Raw genomic sequence first — 18,706 nt, 5'->3', positions numbered from 1 at the left:
ATGAAAACTTTCAAAACTACATTTCTCTTGATACTGGTCATTTTGACCGTGTCGACGGGATTTCGCTCGGATTCTGAGAGCCGCCCGGCAGAAGGAATTCAATGGCTTACGATTGAAGAAGCTTTTACGAAAATCCAGAAAGAGCCCAGAAAAGTGATGATCGATTTATATACCGACTGGTGCGGATGGTGCAAGGTAATGGACCGCGAAACGTTCAAAAATAAGGCGGTTGTCGAGTATGTTAATAAGAAATATTATGCCGTAAAGCTCGATGCGGAGCAAAAAGAAGCCATTACATTGGGGGACAAAAAATTCAAATATCTGGCTCAGGGCGGACGTGGAATCAATGAAATTGCATTGGCGCTAACCAATAATCAGCCGAGTTACCCTACTACTGTTTTTCTGGACGACAAATTCAATATGATCCAGCCACTTCCCGGATACCTGAAAGCCAAAGAATTTCATCAGATCATCACCTTCATCGGCGACGATCATCACAAAAAAGAAGACTTCGAAGCCTATAAATCGAAGACCTACTCGGCACTTTATCCATAGCAGTTGGTTCGAACGTCCCGTTCGGACCAACTATTCCAAGGCCTCCGGCCGTGAAGCGGAAATAAGTATGGTATAAGCATTTTGATTGCTGTCGGCCAGAGGCCTCCTCATATTAGTCGCGAAGGTCTACCTTCGCACTAACTTTTGCTTAAACCGTTTCTCCTTCCTGCATTCTCTCCGCATTTTCAGCGATTCTTAGCCTTTCGATGAATTCGGCAATGTCGCCTTCCATTACCGCGGGGAGATTGTAAACGGTATAGCCGATCCGGTGATCAGTAATGCGGCTTTGAGGGTAGTTGTAGGTGCGGATTTTATCGGAACGGTCGCCGCTACCAACCATGGATTTACGCTGAGAACTGATCGCGTCGTTGTGTTCTTTTAGTTTAATCTCATATAACCTGGAACGCAAAACGCTCAATGCGCGGTCTTTGTTTTTTAATTGAGAACGTTCGTCCTGGCAGCTCACCACAAGCCCGGAAGGAATGTGGGTTAATCTTACTGCTGAATAAGTGGTGTTAACAGACTGACCACCAGCACCGGACGATTGGAATGTATCAACCCGGACATCATTCATATTGATCTGAACATCCACTTCCTCCGCTTCCGGCAATACAGCCACAGAAGCTGCCGACGTGTGAATGCGCCCCTGAGATTCTGTTTGAGGTACGCGCTGAACCCGGTGAACTCCCGATTCAAACTTCATTTTGCCATACACATCTTCTCCCTCAACCTTACAGATAATCTCTTTATAACCGCCATTTGAACCTTCTGTAAAGTCCATGATCGACGATCGCCAGCCCATTTTTTCGAAAAACCGCTGATACATCCGGAACAAGTCCCCCGCAAAAATCGCGGCCTCGTCGCCACCCGTTCCGCCGCGTACCTCTAAAATGATGTTGCGGCTGTCGTTCGGATCTTTTGGGATTAGTAACTCTTTTATATTTTGTTCCAATTCTTCCAATTTCGGACTCAGGTCGTCGAGCTCCTCTTTCGCCATTTCTCTCAGTTCCTCGTCCTTTTCGGTTGCGATGAGTTCCTTTGTTCCGGCAATATCTTTTTGAATTTTGAGATACATATTATACTGCGCAACGATCTTTCCAAGGTCTTTATATTCTTTACTGATCTTGGAATAACGGGCAGAATCCGAAACGATTTCGGGCTGTACAATTTGTTGCGAAACTTCTTCGAAACGTTCTTTTATAGCTTCTAACTTATCGATCATCTTTATTGAATATCTTTGGCACGACCCATTCGGGGCACAAAGATAGGGATTTTAGGAAGGATGTAGAAAAGCTAAATTTGAAATGAAATGAAACGACTAATAGGTTGTGCCAGCCTGGTACTCTTGCTGGCAGCTTGTGATACCAGTGGCCGGATAGAAAATACAAAGGAACTGAATGCGGAAATCAAAGCCTCTCAGATAAAACGGGTTACAAATACTCAGTTGATTTATTCGGCAGATGAGTGGGGAAAGAAAATCTCGAAAATCGCTGAAAAATCGCTGACAAATCAACTCGGTCAAAGTCCGGACCGGGCAGGTGAAATTTGTAAAGACCTTTCTAAAATTCCGGTTATCGCCGCTTTGGAAAAAGAATATGGCGTGCACATTCAACTACTGGGAATGGCTGATTTGAAAAACCCGGACCTTGCGGCGAAAGAGCGTGAATTGCTGGATGCGTATTTATATAGTGCAAAAAACAACTCGGTAGCAAATGATAATCTGCAGCAATTAAATGATACACTGTTGGTGTACAATGCGCCGGTCGCGGCCGAAAGCCCGGTTTGCAAAGCATGTATGCCCACTCAGGAAATGCCTTTTGCAGTATGGCGATTATTGTTTAGCAAAAAAGCCATCATCAGAAAGCTGGATGCCAAACAGTTGAAGTAGTTTTAAGTCTCAACCGGTTCAACACGAGGATATATGATATGAGAATTTCAACGGCGGAACGATTGTATCTGAAAGGGTTAGCCCTGTTTGTTCAACTCGTTTGTACAGTTGCATTCCTATCTTGTGGTTCGGAAACGAAGCCTGGTATTTTGGTATTTCAATCGGATTTCGGGCTCAAAGATGGCGCAGTTTCAGCCATGAAAGGAGTTGCTTCCGGCGTAGCACCTGATTTGAAAATCTACGATGTCACGCATGAAATCCCTCCGTTTAACATTTGGGAGGCATCTTATCGTTTGGTTCAAACGGCCCCATATTGGCCAGTGGGCACTGTTTTCGTTTCAGTAGTCGATCCCGGAGTCGGCACGAAGCGAAAATCCGTTGTTGTTCTGACAAAAACCGGCCATTATTTTGTAACGCCGGACAATGGCACACTCACATTGGTTGCAGAAGAAATGGGCATTCAGGAAATCCGGGAAATCGATGAGGCAATCAATCGTCGCCAAAACTCGGGTGAATCGTATACGTTTCACGGCCGGGATGTTTACGCATTTACCGGCGCCCGTTTAGCATCGAAAGTCATTAAGTTTGAAGAAGTTGGCAAAAAGCTTCCAGCTGCAGTTGTTGCGATTCCTTATCAAAAACCGAAGTTCGGGAATAATAAGGTTCAAGGCGGAATTCCGATCCTGGACATTCAGTACGGAAATGTCTGGACCAATATTGATAAAACGACTTTTAATAAGCTGAATATCAAGCCCGGAGAAAGGGTCAAAGTGCAGGTTTTTAGTAAAAAAAAGAAAGTTTTCGATGGCCAGGTACTGTACGTTAATACATTTGGTGAGGCACCGGAGGGAGAAAGAGTAGGCTATTTTAACAGCCTGCTCAAGTTTTCAATCGCGATTAATATGGGAAATTTCTCCCAGCAGGAACACGTATTCAGTGGAAATGAATGGAGCGTCGTGCTGAGTAAATAACGTCTATTTTCCTGCAACCTGATAGATTTCATACCAATCTTCCCGGCTAAGCTGCACATCCGATGCACTTGCGCCATTCCTGATCCGTGCTTCGGATAGTGAGCCGATGATTGGCAAAGTACCTAGTTTCATCAACCAGGCGACCGCAGTTTGTTCGATGTTTGCATCGTATTTCCTGCTGATTTCTTCCAGTTTTGAACGCAACCTCACCGCTTTTTCATCCGTTCCGTGAAGGATTTTACCACCGGCCAATGGTGCCCAGGCAAGTGGTTTGCTGAAACTTTGTTTGATAAAATCAATGCGACCATCCTCTATGGCCGAAATATTCATCAGATTAAGCTCAATATGGTTCGTTACAATCGGAATTCTGAGATAAGAGGCAAGCAGTTGATGTTGAAAAACTGAGAAGTTGGCAACACCGATGTGTTTCGCTTTTCCGGATGTAACAATTTCAGCCAATGCGCCCGCAGTTTCTTCAGGATCAGAAAGAAAGTCACTTTGGTGCAGAAGGAAAATATCGAGATAATCCGTTTTTAGCCTTTTGAGCGATCCATTAATGCTGTCCAGAATGTGCTCGCGCGACGTGTCGTAGTAGGTTAAGTACTTGTCGGCAGACTTTCTTATCCCGCATTTGCTGAACAATATAATGTCTTCGCGTTTGAAAGATTTGTTTTGAATAATTTTTCCAAAATGCTCCTCAATGGTAAAATCGCCGTAAATGTCTGCATGATCAAACGTATTAATACCAAGTTCCAGGCACAGATTAATCGTTTTTTCGATTTGAGTAGTCGTTACGGCACCTTCGTCGGTCCATCTCCAGAAACCATAAATTGCTTCTGATACTTTCGGTCCGGAATCACTGAGGCTTACTTTTTTCATTCGGGGGAAAATTTGAATTCGGTGCAAAAATATCTATTTCTCCAATCGTTTACCTTTTACGATCAGATAAAAATCGTTTTCCAGTTCCAGATACCCATAATCGTACACAAAATGGTAAATGCTGCCTTTAAGAGTGGGCCGGATACTGGTAATCAGGTTAAAGTCAAAACCTTTGCTGATTAGCATACTCTTTGTTGTCTTCGATTTCTCATCGGGACATAGAACTTCAAGGATCCTGCGATTTTTCCGAAGCTGGTTGTTCATGTTTCTCACAATGTTGTAAGAGTCTGAATTAAGCCGGTTATTGAAGCTGTTCCGGCACATATCCGAGCAGAATTTCTTGTCAATCCTGCCATTGAGAGTGTTATTGCATTCGAGGCAATTCTTCATTTCATGATTGTTTGGTCAATCCTTGCATCAAGGATCCGACATCGTGTGTATATCTCCTGCTGCGAATATAACAAAATTCACGAGTTGCGCTCACACCTGCCGAGCTGTTTGCAAACGGCTGCAAATGCTTTTACCCGACTGTAATTATTTAAAAACCGAATCAATTTTCATGGCTCCCACACTTTTGCAGAGTCGATCCAAACGGAGGACTTAACTATTCATTTAACAGTCAAACGCAAAGCATATGAACTCAGTAAAATTAATCGGGAACGTTGGACGTGAGGTAACCGTGAGAGAAGTCGAAAGCGGAAAAATGGTCACATTTTCAGTTGCTACCAATGAAAAGTACGTGAACAAAAACAAGGAAGAAGTCAAAACCGTGGTCTGGCACTCCGTTGTTGCCTGGGGACAAGCCGCGGTGCATTGCGAGAAACTGCTAGAAAAAGGAAAATTGATTTCCGTTGAGGGAAAATTAAGCTATCGGCAATATCAGAATAAAGAGGATCAGATGGTGAAAGTTACTGAGATCGTCGCATTCAAAGTGGAGGAAGTGACCAAAGCCCAGGAAGTGTCATAAACTGTTTCCCAATGTTTCTTTCCATTTGCCATATGCATCTTTCGTAGCTTCCGAGAAAGAAATGTCCGGCTCAATGGTACGTAATGCAGTCAAGCCTGTAAAAGCATCCTCTCTGCTCTTGTAGTAACCGAGTCCGAACCCGGCAGCGCGTGCTGCTCCCTGCGCACCGTCCGTATTGTAAAGCTCGACGGTGGCACCCGAGATATTGGCGAACGTTTCGCGGAATACCGGGCTAAGAAACATATTGGCTTCACCGGCGCGGATATTTTTTAACGATACACCCACAGTTTCCATGATTTCCATACCATAATATAAGGCGAAAACAATGCCTTCCTGTGACGCTCTGACGTAGTGACTTATATCGTGGCGGCTAAACTGAAGGCCTTTAAAAGTGCTTCCAGGATCCTGATTTTCGAGCATGCGTTCTGCGCCGTTCCCAAATGGCAGACAGAATAATCCGTCCGCTCCGACCGGGGCCTGAGAAGCGATCTGATTCATATCTGGATAAGAAATAGTGCCCTGGAAAAGTGAATTTCTGAGCCAGCCATTAAGACTCCCTGTGCCGTTAACGCATAATAAAACACCGTAACGTGACGAATCGGTCAAAGGATTGACGTGCAAAAAAGTGTTTACTCTTGATTTGGGATCGAATTTTATTTGATCGCTAACGCCGTAAACCACGCCTGACGTGCCGGCCGTTGCAGCTACCTCGCCAGGTTCAAGAACGTTGAGTGAAAAAGCATTATTGGGCTGGTCACCGGCACGATAGGTTACCGGAACTCCTTGCCGCAAGCCCAGTGCAGCGGCAGCTTCTGCGGTGATCTTGCCTTGTTCGGAAAATGTAGGTAGTACCTGTGGAAGGATCTGATGATCAAAACCGAAATGATTAAATATAAAATCAGCCGGGCGGTTGTTTACAAAATCCCAGAAAATACCTTCCGACAAGCCAGAAGGAGTTGTTACGACTTCACCAGTCATCCGCATGGCCAGATAATCGCCAGGCAGCATGAATTTATATACTTTGGAAAAAACATCCGGTTCATTCTGTTTTACCCAGCCCAGCTTGGAAGCTGTGAAATTGCCCGGAGAATTCAGAAGGTGTGGCAAAACATATTCTTCTCCAATCGCTTCCATTGCCTGATTTCCGACTTCCACGGCCCGGCTGTCGCACCAGATGATGGATGGTCGAAGTACATTCTGATCCTTATCAATCACAACAAGTCCATGCATTTGATAGGAGATCCCGATCGCTCCGACTTCATCCGCCGAAATTCCAGCCTTTTGAATCACAGACCTGGAAGCCAGGCATGCATTTTCCCACCACATCTCAGGCTGTTGTTCAGCGAAGCCTGGTTTTGGTGAAGCTATGGCCATTTCACGTTCAGGATAAAAAGCGGAAGCAGCAACGGAACCAGAATCTGCGTGGATCAGGCAAGCTTTAACGGAAGAGCTGCCCAAGTCAAACCCAAGAAAATACATTGTAATACAGGTTAATGAATTGACGTACTAAATTTTTTCAAACAGTTGATTTGAAAAATACAAAAATGAATAAACAATCTGAATAAAGAAAATGAGTTAAGTGTAAACTTTACACTTAAAAGGAAATGTCAAACAAAGTGTGTTTTTAATCATTGTACAACAAATCATTTCCGTGTAGAAAAAATTCTGTATTTTAAGAAAGATTATCAAAAAATGGGAATCTATTTGAGGTCTTATTTGTGTATATCTTGCACGAAATCAAATATCAATCCATATTTGAATCATAATTAAAAATACAGATATCCTTTATCGGGTCTTATGAAAAAAGTTGTACAAGTCGTCTTAATTAGTGGATTTTTCATGTCTTTCGCGGGATTTCGACCCGTGGATAAGAAGTGGGAAAAGCCTTTCTCTAAACTAGACAATGAGGTAAGAAGGAACAGCAAGGCATACGCAACACTTGAAGAAGCCACCAAAACGATTGGTCACCGTCTGACAGGAAGTGCAAACGGAGAAAAGGCCGAAGAATATGCTTTTAAACTTTTGAAAAGTTACGGTTTTACAGATGTTGTATACCAACCTTTCGAAGTGGAAGCCTGGATGCGCGACACCGTGACTTTATCTATTGCACCGGGCAGCAGTGACAACTTTCGGGATGTTCCGGTTGTTTCGCTGGCGCATTCTCCGGTAGAATCCAATCTGAAAGGAGAGATTGTGGATGTCGGAAATGGTTTGGACGAGGATTTTGCCGCGGTGAAAGAAAAAGTGAAAGGAAAAGTGGTTCTTGCCAATATTAATTTGGTGGGCGCGTCAGGCAAGAAAAATCTTCATCGTTCTGAAAAAACAGCATTAGCTATCAAATATGGCGCTACCGGCGTAATCATGGTAAATGGAGCGCCCGGGAAAATACTTTTGACGGGAACCGCCTCGGTAACCGGTGCCATTATATCCATCCCAGCAGTTTGCATTTCAAGTGAAAGTGGCATTGAGGTACGCAAATGGCTTAAAGAAGAGGGACCCCTGGAAGCACATATCGATATGCATAACGTTTCTAAACCCATTAAGGCCAGAAATGTGATCGCAACCCTGAGAGGAAAATCAGATGAAAAAGTCATTATCGGCGGCCACCTTGACTCCTGGGACCTGGCCACGGGTGCAATCGATAATGGGATCGGGTCTTTTGCGGTAATGGATATCGCACGGACGTTCAAGGCTATCAAAGTCAAACCGGAGAAGACCATTCAGTTCGTGTTATTTATGGGGGAGGAGCAAGGATTGCTTGGATCAAAGCATTTTGTGAGTGAACTGAAGAAATCCGGGAATATTGACAAGGTAAGTTATATGATGAACCTCGATATGACGAATGATCCCAGGGGCGTGAACGCATTTGGAAGAGAGGAAATGAACAATTTCTTCGCCACAGTGGGGACTGCCATTCAGCAGATAGATGCAGGTTACAAGAACGAAACGATCAACCGTGCAGGCCTTCACAGTGATCATCAGCCGTTTATGCTGGAAGGTATTCCTATTGCAGGGTTGTCTGGCCACCTTGATCCAAATGTTTTACAATGTTACCATGCGGATTGTGATGATTTTAGTTTGGTAAATAAAGATCAGCTGGAAAGCACAGTTCGAATTGCGGCAATGTATTTATATGCACTGACGAATACGCAGGACATCGCAGTTAAAAAGCTTTCAGACCAAAAAACACGGGATTTTCTTATCTCGCAGGGTTTGAAGGAAGAATTAGTGATTGGTCAGGAGTGGCGTTGGGAGCAATAATCAGGAAATATGCGGATATTTGCGGCCAATTTTTAAGGATAGTATGCTGGTATTTCCAAATGCAAAAATCAATATTGGTTTAAATATCGTTGAAAAAAGGTCCGACGGTTTCCATAATATCGAGTCATGTTTTTACCCGGTAGGATGGACGGACGCGTTGGAAGTCACAGATTCTGGTGAGTTGCTATTCGAGTCCGATGGTATTGCCATTCCGGGAAACAACTCGGATAACCTTTGCCTCAAAGCTTATAAGATGCTGAGTGACGATTATCAACTTGCACCGGTGAAATTGCATCTGCTGAAAAGCATTCCGGTTGGTGCAGGGTTGGGGGGAGGCTCATCGGACGCTGCATTTACAATCAAAGCATTGAATCAGTACTTCAATCTTCATATTTCTTTTGAAAAACAGCTCGAATATGCACGTAGATTAGGAAGTGATTGTGCTTTTTTTATTCTTAATGAACCTGCGTACTGTTTCGAAAAAGGGGATCATTTTGAAGATATTGATCTGAGCCTGAAAGGGAAAAGGATTGTGATGGTGAATCCCGGGATACACATTTCGACAATCGAGGCATACGCGGGTGTAGTGGCAAAACCCGGGGAAAGCGATTTGCGGAATGCTTTGAAGTTGCCAGTTTCGGAATGGAAATTTCAGGTAAAAAATGACTTTGAAGCAACGCTGTTCCGGAAATATCCTCTTTTGGAAGAATTAAAGACTAAAATATACGAATGCGGGGCAGAATATGCTTCTATGAGTGGTTCCGGCTCGACGATATTTGGAATTTTCGACCAGGAAATTAATTTACGTTCACACTTTAAGCCTTTTATGGTGTGGCAGGGGTTTCTTAAATAAATATAATTGTTAAGCATATGCCCGACTGTTTAAAACGGTCGTTATATCCAGAAGGGTGCCATTTTAAAATAGCTGAGAGTTAGAATGAGTCCAAAACCAACAACCAAATTAAGGGAAAGCCCTTTTACAAAGCGGCGTGAGCCTCTTGGCTTTATGCTTTGGCTTGGTGTTGCAGGAAGTGCATTACTCTTTACGTCGATATTCATCATTTTTCTGCTGCTTTTACACAGAGATTCAGGCAACCTGATTGTACTGCCCGATATGTTCTGGCTGAGCACATTAGTCATTTTGTTCAGCAGCATCACCCTACACGAAGCAAATCTTGCATTCAATACCGAGCGTTTTTTGCATTATCGTGTTTTTCTGGGTGCGACATTACTCCTTGGGTTTGTTTTTATCCTGCTACAGATCGGGGGCTGGATGGAAATGGTCAATACAGGCGTTTTCATTGGAGTAAGTAATTCGGAAGGTTTCATCTACCTCTTAACCGGGTTGCATTTACTTCACATCCTGGCAGGCGTTCTTTACCTGAGTTATCTATTTCGGAAAGCGGTTAAGAACAGAAGTTATGTGGACTCTTTTGTTTACAGCGTAAACCCCCCGAACCGGTTGCGTATCAAGCTTTTAACGCGGTTTTGGCACTTCACAGGAGCTCTCTGGCTGGCGGTATTTATCGTGCTGATATTCCTTTATTAAAATTTCAATAGTTCCGTCTTACTATTTCTTTAAAATCTTGAATTCCACACGCCGGTTTTGTTGTTGACCTTCGGGCGTATCGTTCTTGGCGACAGGAATCGTTTCGCCGTATCCTTTGCTGCCGACACGATCTGGTTCGATGCCTTTTCCGATCAGGTACTCTCTTACCGTATCGGCACGATCTTGTGAGAGTTTAAGGTTGAATTCCGCGCTGCCCGTATTGTCCGTGTGGCCTCCAAGCTCGATCGCAAGAGTCTTGTTCTCCGTCATAGAAATCGCAATTCGGTTCAACTCAGGAAAGGATTCGCTGTTTAATGTAGACTTCCCGGTGGCGAAGAAAATGTTGTTGAGGCGGACAATCTGACCTTCCTCGATGGGGATCAGTTTCAGCGACTTGTTGGTAATTTCTCTGAATGTTTTTCCCTTTCCATTTGCTGTCGAATCTGTTAGGTCAATGTTTTCGCCTTCGGCTATAAAATCAGGCGCAACCGCTCGCATACTATACTTTTGGCCATACGGAAGTACAATTTTGTATTCCCCGGTAGTCGGATTCGTGGTGGCGGTTCCGACTTCTTCTCCATCAACCAGATTTTCGTAAATAATGGTAGCCTGGACCGGTTTGCCAGTCTTTGAATCAATCACTTTACCACTGATCATGACGACCGGATCAGCCACAGGAATGTTTGCAATGGGTGCTTCCGTGGTATCTCCGGGCGTAGTTTTAGGCTGAAGATTAAATCGGACGACATCGCCTTTTCCTTCGGTATCTTTGAAGGAAACCATATATGCATAGTCGCCCAGCGCCGAAATAGTGTAGTAGGCGTCATAACCGTCGGTATTAATTGCCGCTCCAAGGTTTACCGGTCTGCTCCACCTTTTCCAGCTTTTATCAATGCGTTTGCTGTAATAAATATCGTTACTTCCCTGCCCGCCTTTTCGGTCACTTGAAAAATACAACGTAACACCATCCGGAGCTAGAAAAGGAGTTGTTTCTGTAAATTCCTCTGTATTTATCTCAGGACCAAGGTTTAACGGTTTCGACCATTCGCCGTTTTTTTGTTTAAAACTGACGTACATATCGTCTGTTTTACTGTTCTTCTTTTCGCTAAACGACATGACAAGTACCTTGCCGTCCGTCGACAAGTAGCCGCAGTCGAACTGGCCTTTGCTCATTTTAGCATAGCCGGGTATTTCAATTTTGTTAGGTGCCGCCCAGCCTCGTGTTGTTTTTTTGCTGGTAGAAAAGCCTCGGGTTTCATAGACCCCATTTTTGTAGGAACCTTTGATAAGCAACGTGTTACCATCGGGGGTGATGCTATATAGGCTGTTGTAACCTTCTTTGTTTAGAGGGGGAGGAAGTCGTCTTGCCTGCGTCCATTTGTCGTTTTTCAGTTCGGAGAACCAGATATCCTGGCTTCCTTTCGGTCCGTGGGTGTTTTGCGGGTGACTAACTCTTGAAAAATAAATGGTTTTTCCATCGGGAGAAATGATGGGGCTGATCTCGTTATATTCGGTATTTACTGTTTTGCCGAGATTTTCCAGCTGCGCCTGGGCAGTAAAGGAAATCAGCAGGATAATAAGGATAAGATTAGAAATACGCATTGAACGGGAAAGTGACTAATTGTTGTCTACGTATAACGAGCTGTCAAGCGGCTTATTTTCCGGATTTTTCTGCCGGTAATCATCCATTTTTTCAAGGAGCGTTCCGGCTTCGTCGGCTACAACCAGCAATTTAAGATTGTCTGTACGCAGGAAACCTTCTTCAACCATTTTGTCCAGTTGCATTAAAAGAAAATCGTAATATCCATTCACATTTAAAAGACCTACCGGCCCATTGAAAATGCGAAGTTGAGACCAGGTAAGGATTTCAAACAGTTCATCGAATGTGCCATATCCGCCCGGAAGCGCAATAACCCCGTCCGACATTGCGACCATTTTCGCTTTTCGTTCGTGCATTGTTTCTACAAAATGCAGTTCAGAAAGTGTCTTGTGGGCGTTTTCCAGCTTTGCCAGAAAATTGGGGATAATGCCCGTGACGAAGCCCTGGTTTTCCATTGCCCCGTCGGCCACTCGCCCCATTAATCCCATATTGCCGCCACCGTAGATTAGCTTGATATTTCTTTTCGCGAGCTCGGCGCCGACAGAATACGCTGCTTCGGCATAAACCGCCTTGTTACCCGAATTGGAACCGCAATAAACAACAATGGACTGCATGGAATGAGAATATTAAATGTGTGAAATGATGAGAATTATTATGCAAGAATTTCTTCAGCCAATGCTTTAAGGTCCAGATCGCCGTAAGTGCCAGAACTCATGAGCAACAAATTTGCGTTCTTCCAGGTCAGGGATTTCAGGAAAGTAACCATTTCTGATGAATCTGTGAAAACCTGCAGATCGTCTCTCTTGAATGCAAGACGAATATCTTCCTTCGATATCGGTTCCAGCTTTTTATGTTCAACAGTGAGCGGGTTATAGTATACAACCGCGACGTCAGCCGCTTTCAGTTTTCTGCGATATTGTTTTAAAAATGCTTTGTTCAGGCTGCTGAATGTATGCAGCTCGGCGCAGGCCACCAGCGTACGGTCCGGAAATTGCTCTTTTAATGCAATTGTTGTGGCCTCTACTTTGGATGGAGCATGCGCGAAATCACGGTATACCTTCACCGAATCGTTGCTGCCCAGCAATTCCAGCCTTTTCGAAGCGCCTTTAAAGGATTGGATTGCTTTGTAAAATTCTTCATCGGTAATGCCTAATCTTTCGCAAACCGCACGGGCACCACTGATGTTCTTCATATTATGATTCCCAAATACAAGAACCGGAACTTCTCCATTTTCCGCAGTCAGAAGGATGGTTTTCCCGTTTTCAATCTTGTTTGGATGTTCATTATAAGGTGTACTGACCACATCCGGCCGACCTTTTTGACCGATCACGTCGAGCATATCATCGGTTTCGTCAAAGATAATGGTACCGGCTTTTGGCAGGGAATCGGCTAACAGTTCAAATTGCTTGACATACGATTCCCAGGTAGGAAACACATTGAAATGATCCCAGGCAATGCCGCTGATCAATGCGATGTGCGGCTGGTAATGCATGAATTTCGGGGTATGATCGAGCGGAGAAGTAAAGTACTCATCTCCTTCGATCACGATCAGCGGCGCTTTTTCCGAAAGGTTGACCATGTTGTCAAACCCTTCGATCTGAGCGCCTACCAGGTAATTGAAAATGCGGTTATTGAATTTTAAAACATGGAGGATCATCGAAGTAATGGTCGTTTTTCCATGACTTCCAGCGATTACCACACGTTGTTTATTCTGGCTTTGTTCGAATATGTATTCAGGGTAAGAATAGACTTTGATCCCCAATTCCCTGGCTTTTGCCAACTCCGGATTGTCCTGCCGGGCGTGCATTCCTAAAATGACAGCTTGCAGATCAGATGTTATCTTTTCCGGAAACCAGCCGGTAATGGCCGGAAGCAAACCGTAACGGGCGAGCCGGCTGGATGATGGTTCGTAGATCTCATCGTCCGATCCGCTGACAAGAAAGCCGTTTAAATGAAGCTCGATGGCCAGATTATGCATTACGCTGCCACCTATTGAAATGAAATGTATTTTGGGAAGAGACGGATTTTGAGTCATTGATGGTTCTAAACAGATTTCTGTGCGAAAGTTAGCAAGAATTGATCTTTGAGAGAAATCTGAGTAAAAAGAGAAAGGTATGACTTAAATTGGCAGGTATTTTAATAACAAATCCACAGTCAGTGATAAAACTTTATCGGCCGATACTGGTATTCCTGCCGGTCATTTTATTTGCCTGCTACATATTCAAGCATGCGGTGAATGTTCCTTATATGGACGATATGGAACTGATCGATTCAGTTAATATCCTGAAAAATGACCTTTCCCGCTTTTTCTCGGTACTTGTCCGGCAACAAAACGATCACCGCTCCGCATTTCCCCGCATTGGCATTTTCCTTACCTATTTAGTGAAAGGCACGCTCGATTTCAAGATGACGATCATGTTTGGTTATCTGTATCTGATGCTGTTAGGATATACGTTTTACCTCATATTCAGAACCTCGGGCAATGGATTTCTGTCATTTTTGCCGGTCACATTGCTATTGTTTTCGCCGATGGTTTATCAGGTTCATATGTGGAGTCTGACGGCTTTGCAGCATACGCCTTCCATTGCATTTTCCCTTTTGTGTCTTTATTTTCTTCGCGAGGAAAAGCGAAAAGTCTGGTATTACTCCATTCTTTTCGCAGTCATGGCCAGCCTCACCAACCTTGATGGCATCAGTATCATTCCGGTGGCCATTGTCTGGCTGATGACCCAAAAAAGGTGGAAACATGCTGCGTTTTTCCTGGTTTTCGGGGTTGCGTATCTGATCATTTACTTTGCCGATTTTAAGTTTACCAGCGATTCTAAGCTTATTTTCAATGCAGAAACGCTTGTTTCAATGGCAAAAGGTTTTGTTGTGGGAACCGGATCGATTGGAAAAGTGATTTCGGACACGCGCGCAGTGCCCATTTCGCTGCTCATAGGAAGTGTTATTTTAGCGGTTTTTGTAACCCTGAAACTCTTCCCGAATATAGCTGCCAGATCGGACCGGTTTGAAACCGGAAATTTACTAGCGCTGGATTTTACTGACATTTGTTTTCTGCGCCTGCTGGCTAGTATGGCTTTCATTGCAATCGGGAGGCAGGCATCCGGGGCTGAATCCATGGTCGCTATCCGGTACCAGATCTATTCAGTCAGTATGCTGATCCTGTTTTATTTATTTGTAATTAAATATTTAAAAAACAGGGACTTAAGAATATTTAAAGCATTGTTTTTATTCGTCTCATTCCTACTGAATGTGTACAGTTATGCAAAGTATGAATCGGCCGTAAGTAGTTTTGAGCACGGTTTGAAGGCGGATAGTTACAATTATCCACGCCACCGGGTTTTCCTTCATCAATACCTTAACATGACGGATGCCGACCCGGAATTCTACGTGAACTACACATTCCCGGTCTATTTTTACAAAAGCATTATCGAATCATGGAAGCGTAAACCGGTCGGGGAGCCTGCAAATGCAACCATTTCCATTCAGAGATTTTCTGCGGGGGAACTGAGTACGAATCCCGTTTTTCCGGTGCAAATCATTGGGATAGAAAATAAAGACAAGGATCTGGCGAAAGAAGATGTATACCTTGGGCTGACTTCCAGTACTGATCCGCAAGACTTTTATCTTGTGGCCCTCCACAGTAATAGAGCAATCTTTTCCAACATGTTTTCGAAGGGTTCGGACCGTGTGAATTACTATTGCGAGATTCCGGAAAAGCTTCGGCACGGGACCTATCTCGCACGGTTTTGCTGGCTGGCGGACGGAAAGCCCATGTCGCGTGGTATCTCAAAGCCTTTAATATTCTAAAAAAGGGACCGGAGAATTTCCCCGGCCCCGTCTTCATTTGAATTTTCTTATGGAAATTTAAGCTAACTTCTTGTATTTTATTCTTTTAGGGGTCAAATCGCTTCCCATTCGCTTGCGCCGGTTTTCTTCATACTCCGTGAAATTCCCTTCAAACCAATATACCTGAGAATCACCCTCGAAAGCAAGAATATGTGTTGCAACGCGGTCGAGGAACCACCGGTCGTGGGAGATGATTACGGCACATCCTGCAAAATTCTCAAGGCCTTCTTCCAATGCACGTAATGTATTGATATCCAAGTCGTTGGTCGGCTCATCGAGCAGCAGCAAATTACCGCCTTCTTTTAGCGTCATCGCCAAATGCACCCGGTTTCGCTCGCCACCCGAAAGGGTCCCGACTTTCTTTTCCTGATCACCGCCACCAAAATTAAACCGGCTCACATACGCCCGCGCATTCGATTGCTTTCCGCCGATCATGATCCAGTCGTTTCCGTCGGCAATACTTTGGTACACCGTTTTTACGGGGTCGAGATTATCATGCTCCTGGTCTACATAAGCCAGTTCCACCGTGTCACCGACATCGAAATGGCCCGAAAGTGGTTTCAGCTGGCCAGTTATCAGTTTAAAAAGAGTCGTCTTTCCGGCACCATTAGGCCCGATAATTCCCACTATACCATTTGGGGGCAAAGCAAAATTCAGGTTTTCATAAAGCAACCTGTCACCAAAACCCATGGAGACATTATGGGCTTCGATCACCTTGTTACCAAGTCTTGGGCCAGCTGGAATGAAGATCTCCAATTTTTCTTCCTTCTCTCTTCCTTCCTCCCCGAGCAATCTTTCGTATGCGCCCAAACGTGCCTTGGATTTAGCCTGGCGCCCTTTCGTCCCCATGCGTACCCATTCCAGCTCACGCTGCAGGGTTTTCTGACGTTTGGATTCTGTTTTTTCTTCTTTTTTCAAACGTTCCTGCTTTTGTTCCAGCCAGGAAGTATAGTTTCCTTTCCATGGAATTCCCTCGCCGCGATCGAGTTCCAGGATCCAGCCGGCCACATTATCCAGGAAATACCTATCGTGGGTTACTGCGATTACTGTTCCTTTATATTGTCTTAAATGTTCTTCAAGCCAGAGTACCGACTCGGCATCCAGGTGGTTGGTAGGTTCATCCAGTAAAAGTACATCAGGCTGGCGCAGCAAAAGGCGGCACAATGCAACCCGGCGTTTTTCACCTCCCGAGAGTGTTGAAACCAATGCATCGGAAGGCGGGCAGCGCAATGCATCCATCGCGATTTCGAGACGGTTATCCAGGTTCCAGGCATCCGTCGCATCCAGTTTTTCCTGTACTTCTCCTTGTCTTTCAAGTAACTTATCAAAATCAGCATCCTCTTCCCCGAATGCCTCGTTGATCTCTTCAAATTCTTTTAAAAGGTTTACGATTTCCTGAACGCCTTCTTCCACAACCTCCCGCACCGTTTTTGTGGGGTCCAGTTTCGGCTCCTGCTCCAGCATGCCGACTGAATAACCTGGCGAGAAAACTACGTCACCCTGAATGTCCTTGTCAATTCCTGCTATTACCCGGAGAAGTGTCGATTTACCTGAACCGTTTAAACCTAGAACCCCGATTTTTGCACCATAAAAAAAGGATAGATAGATGTTTTTAATAATATGCCTGTTGGGAGGTATGACTTTGTTAACCCCAGACATTGAGAAAATAATGGTTTCGTTACTCATTTTTTGTTTAATTTGTGCGTAACAAATATCGTTATATATCCCTACACTTAGCAGATAAAAAAATTGGAAGAATGGAAAATGCCACATTGAATGATGAATACGGCTATGTTAAAGACAGCAAAGTATTTTTAAAGGGGTACCTCGATTTCCCCGACCGGCAAATTGGAGAAGTGAAAAGGACAGAGCAGGAAGCGATAGATTATTTCAAGAATCGTTTCAACATTGTCCTGAACAAAGTAGAGCAACTGGAGCAAGAGATCGATGAAGCACTTAACAAAGGCTCATATCTGACAAAACTGATCCAGCTGCAACGTAAGCTTAAAGGTTTTGATGCACTTGGGGACTTTGTGCCTTTGCTGCAACGACTGGAAGAGAAAGAGGAGTACCTGAAAGGTTTGATCGAGGTGAACCAACTTAAAAACCTTGAAATCAAGCGAGCACTGATTGAAGATGTAAAAGTAGCTGCTGCAATTGAAGATTATGCGGCGGCAACGGATCAGATACAGGAAATCAAAGCAAAATGGATACGTACCGGGCCTGTTGAAAAAGAGTATCAGGAAGAAGTTGAGACGACGTTCCAACAAATCCTGGATGACTTTTTCCAACGTCGCCGTGATTATTTTGATGAGCAGAATAAGATTAACCAGTCTCGCATTGAAGAATATGAGAAGTTGATCAAGATTACCAAAACGCTCAGCTATTCACGTGACCTCGATGATGCCTATGCGAAAGCAAGAGATGTGCGTAATGCCTGGAATAATATCGGTGAAGTGCCTCCAAAGCGTTTCTTTAAAGTAAATAAGGCATACCGGCACTTTCTCAAATTGTTTTACGACAAATACAATCTGGCAAAAGGTATCGAGCCAAAAGTACGTGTAGACCCGCGCATTGTAGAACAGCAAAAATTATTGGCGCAGGCAGAAACGCTTTTGCGCGGCCCGGATATTATCGAGGCATCGCAGGAGGCAAAAGTTCTTTTAAGCAAATGGAAAGAAATCAAAATTCCTTTCAAAATGGCGGACAAAGAACTTGCGGAACGTTTCAGGATGGTTTGTGACAAAATATTTGAGCTTAGCTACCTGGCGCGCGTGATCAGCCGCAAATACCCGGCTTTTGAAATGAAAAGTCAGGAAGAGCAGCTGCGTACCAAATACCGGGAACTGGAATGGCTTGCAAAACGCGAGAAAAGCGACCTTGAATTTGCCATTCTCGAGTTCGACAGAACTGCCACCGGCGATCCTGAAATCGATAAACAAGCCGCAGGCCGCATCAACATCCAGAAACGCAAGGTTCAGATGAAAGAGCGTATCCTGGCGGAATTTGACAGAAAGCTGAAAACGATTACGGGGTGATTTTTGTGAAATGTGAGATTTGTGAAATGTGAGAAGTGAAATGTGAAATGGAAGTAAAATGTGAAATGAAGTGAAATGGAAGTAAAATGTGAAATGAAGTGAAATGTAAAATGAAGTGAAATGTAAAATGTAAAATGTGAGAAGTT

General features: G+C 44.1%; 17 protein-coding genes. 9 read left to right on the top strand and 8 right to left on the bottom strand.

What is annotated here, in order from left to right; translation table 11 throughout:
- Window positions 1-555, top strand: a complete 555-nt coding sequence (locus LZG72_RS15865) for a DUF255 domain-containing protein (protein WP_233874295.1) — start codon at window positions 1-3, stop codon at window positions 553-555.
- Window positions 556-703: 148 nt separating this feature from the next.
- Here LZG72_RS15865 and prfA read toward each other — a convergent pair whose 3' ends face one another.
- Entirely contained in the window at window positions 704-1,777 is a 1,074-nt protein-coding gene (gene prfA, locus LZG72_RS15860) for a peptide chain release factor 1 (RefSeq protein WP_233874292.1), read from the bottom strand.
- A gap of 87 nt (window positions 1,778-1,864) precedes the next feature.
- Between prfA and LZG72_RS15855 the strand changes: the two genes are divergently transcribed.
- Both LZG72_RS15855 and LZG72_RS15850 read left to right on the top strand, forming a co-directional pair.
- Complete coding sequence (locus LZG72_RS15855) at window positions 1,865-2,443, top strand: hypothetical protein (protein WP_233874289.1); 579 nt, start codon at window positions 1,865-1,867, stop codon at window positions 2,441-2,443.
- Window positions 2,444-2,481: 38 nt separating this feature from the next.
- A complete protein-coding gene (locus LZG72_RS15850; RefSeq protein WP_233874286.1) occupies window positions 2,482-3,414 on the top strand; it encodes an S-adenosyl-l-methionine hydroxide adenosyltransferase family protein in 933 nt (310 codons plus the stop codon).
- A gap of 3 nt (window positions 3,415-3,417) precedes the next feature.
- Here LZG72_RS15850 and LZG72_RS15845 read toward each other — a convergent pair whose 3' ends face one another.
- Both LZG72_RS15845 and LZG72_RS15840 read right to left on the bottom strand, forming a co-directional pair.
- A complete protein-coding gene (locus tag LZG72_RS15845; protein ID WP_233874283.1) occupies window positions 3,418-4,293 on the bottom strand; it encodes an aldo/keto reductase family oxidoreductase in 876 nt (291 codons plus the stop codon).
- Window positions 4,294-4,326: 33 nt separating this feature from the next.
- On the bottom strand, window positions 4,327-4,683 hold the full coding sequence (locus LZG72_RS15840) for a hypothetical protein (protein ID WP_233874280.1): 357 nt from the start codon (window positions 4,681-4,683) through the stop codon (window positions 4,327-4,329).
- Window positions 4,684-4,927: 244 nt separating this feature from the next.
- Here LZG72_RS15840 and LZG72_RS15835 point away from each other — a divergent pair, with 244 nt between their 5' ends.
- The gene (locus tag LZG72_RS15835; RefSeq protein WP_233874277.1) at window positions 4,928-5,260 is read left to right on the top strand and encodes a single-stranded DNA-binding protein; all 333 of its coding nucleotides are present in this window, start codon (window positions 4,928-4,930) and stop codon (window positions 5,258-5,260) included.
- Here the strand turns inward: LZG72_RS15835 and LZG72_RS15830 are convergent.
- Window positions 5,255-6,739, bottom strand: coding sequence for a xylulokinase (locus tag LZG72_RS15830; protein ID WP_233874273.1), 1,485 nt, complete (start codon window positions 6,737-6,739; stop codon window positions 5,255-5,257). The two genes, LZG72_RS15835 and LZG72_RS15830, sit on opposite strands and share 6 nt — an antisense overlap.
- A 318-nt stretch (window positions 6,740-7,057) precedes the next feature.
- Here LZG72_RS15830 and LZG72_RS15825 point away from each other — a divergent pair, with 318 nt between their 5' ends.
- From LZG72_RS15825 to LZG72_RS15815, 3 genes are all read left to right on the top strand, one after another.
- Complete coding sequence (locus LZG72_RS15825) at window positions 7,058-8,521, top strand: M28 family peptidase (RefSeq protein ID WP_233874270.1); 1,464 nt, start codon at window positions 7,058-7,060, stop codon at window positions 8,519-8,521.
- Between the two features lie 43 nt (window positions 8,522-8,564).
- The gene (gene ispE / locus LZG72_RS15820) at window positions 8,565-9,374 is read left to right on the top strand and encodes a 4-(cytidine 5'-diphospho)-2-C-methyl-D-erythritol kinase (protein WP_233875052.1); all 810 of its coding nucleotides are present in this window, start codon (window positions 8,565-8,567) and stop codon (window positions 9,372-9,374) included.
- A gap of 84 nt (window positions 9,375-9,458) precedes the next feature.
- Entirely contained in the window at window positions 9,459-10,070 is a 612-nt protein-coding gene (locus LZG72_RS15815; RefSeq protein WP_233874267.1) for a heme-copper oxidase subunit III, read from the top strand.
- A gap of 21 nt (window positions 10,071-10,091) precedes the next feature.
- On the opposite strand, the gene LZG72_RS15810 is transcribed toward LZG72_RS15815, so the two are convergent.
- From LZG72_RS15810 to murC, 3 genes are read right to left on the bottom strand one after another with little or no spacing between them, the layout of a single operon-like run.
- Window positions 10,092-11,672, bottom strand: coding sequence for an OmpA family protein (locus LZG72_RS15810; protein WP_233874265.1), 1,581 nt, complete (start codon window positions 11,670-11,672; stop codon window positions 10,092-10,094).
- 15 nt (window positions 11,673-11,687) lie between these two features.
- Window positions 11,688-12,284 (bottom strand): TIGR00730 family Rossman fold protein, encoded by a 597-nt coding sequence (locus tag LZG72_RS15805; RefSeq protein WP_233874262.1) that lies wholly within the window; start codon window positions 12,282-12,284, stop codon window positions 11,688-11,690.
- A gap of 38 nt (window positions 12,285-12,322) precedes the next feature.
- Window positions 12,323-13,705 carry a UDP-N-acetylmuramate--L-alanine ligase gene (murC, locus tag LZG72_RS15800; RefSeq protein WP_255701039.1) on the bottom strand — a complete coding sequence of 461 codons (1,383 nt, stop codon included), beginning with the start codon at window positions 13,703-13,705 and terminating at the stop codon, window positions 12,323-12,325.
- Window positions 13,706-13,827: 122 nt separating this feature from the next.
- Between murC and LZG72_RS15795 the strand changes: the two genes are divergently transcribed.
- Window positions 13,828-15,483 carry a hypothetical protein gene (locus LZG72_RS15795; protein WP_233874256.1) on the top strand — a complete coding sequence of 552 codons (1,656 nt, stop codon included), beginning with the start codon at window positions 13,828-13,830 and terminating at the stop codon, window positions 15,481-15,483.
- Window positions 15,484-15,540: 57 nt separating this feature from the next.
- On the opposite strand, the gene ettA is transcribed toward LZG72_RS15795, so the two are convergent.
- Window positions 15,541-17,208: an energy-dependent translational throttle protein EttA gene (gene ettA / locus LZG72_RS15790; RefSeq protein ID WP_233874253.1), complete on the bottom strand. Its 1,668-nt coding sequence runs from the start codon at window positions 17,206-17,208 to the stop codon at window positions 15,541-15,543.
- A gap of 71 nt (window positions 17,209-17,279) precedes the next feature.
- Between ettA and LZG72_RS15785 the strand changes: the two genes are divergently transcribed.
- Entirely contained in the window at window positions 17,280-18,560 is a 1,281-nt protein-coding gene (locus tag LZG72_RS15785) for a DUF349 domain-containing protein (protein WP_233874250.1), read from the top strand.
- Window positions 18,561-18,706: the final 146 nt, after the last annotated feature.

This window comes from Dyadobacter sp. CY323 (genome assembly GCF_021390245.1).
Lineage (GTDB): Bacteria > Bacteroidota > Bacteroidia > Cytophagales > Spirosomataceae > Dyadobacter.
The sequence above is the reverse complement of the archived record's forward strand: the minus strand, read 5'-3'. Positions and strand labels throughout refer to the sequence as shown.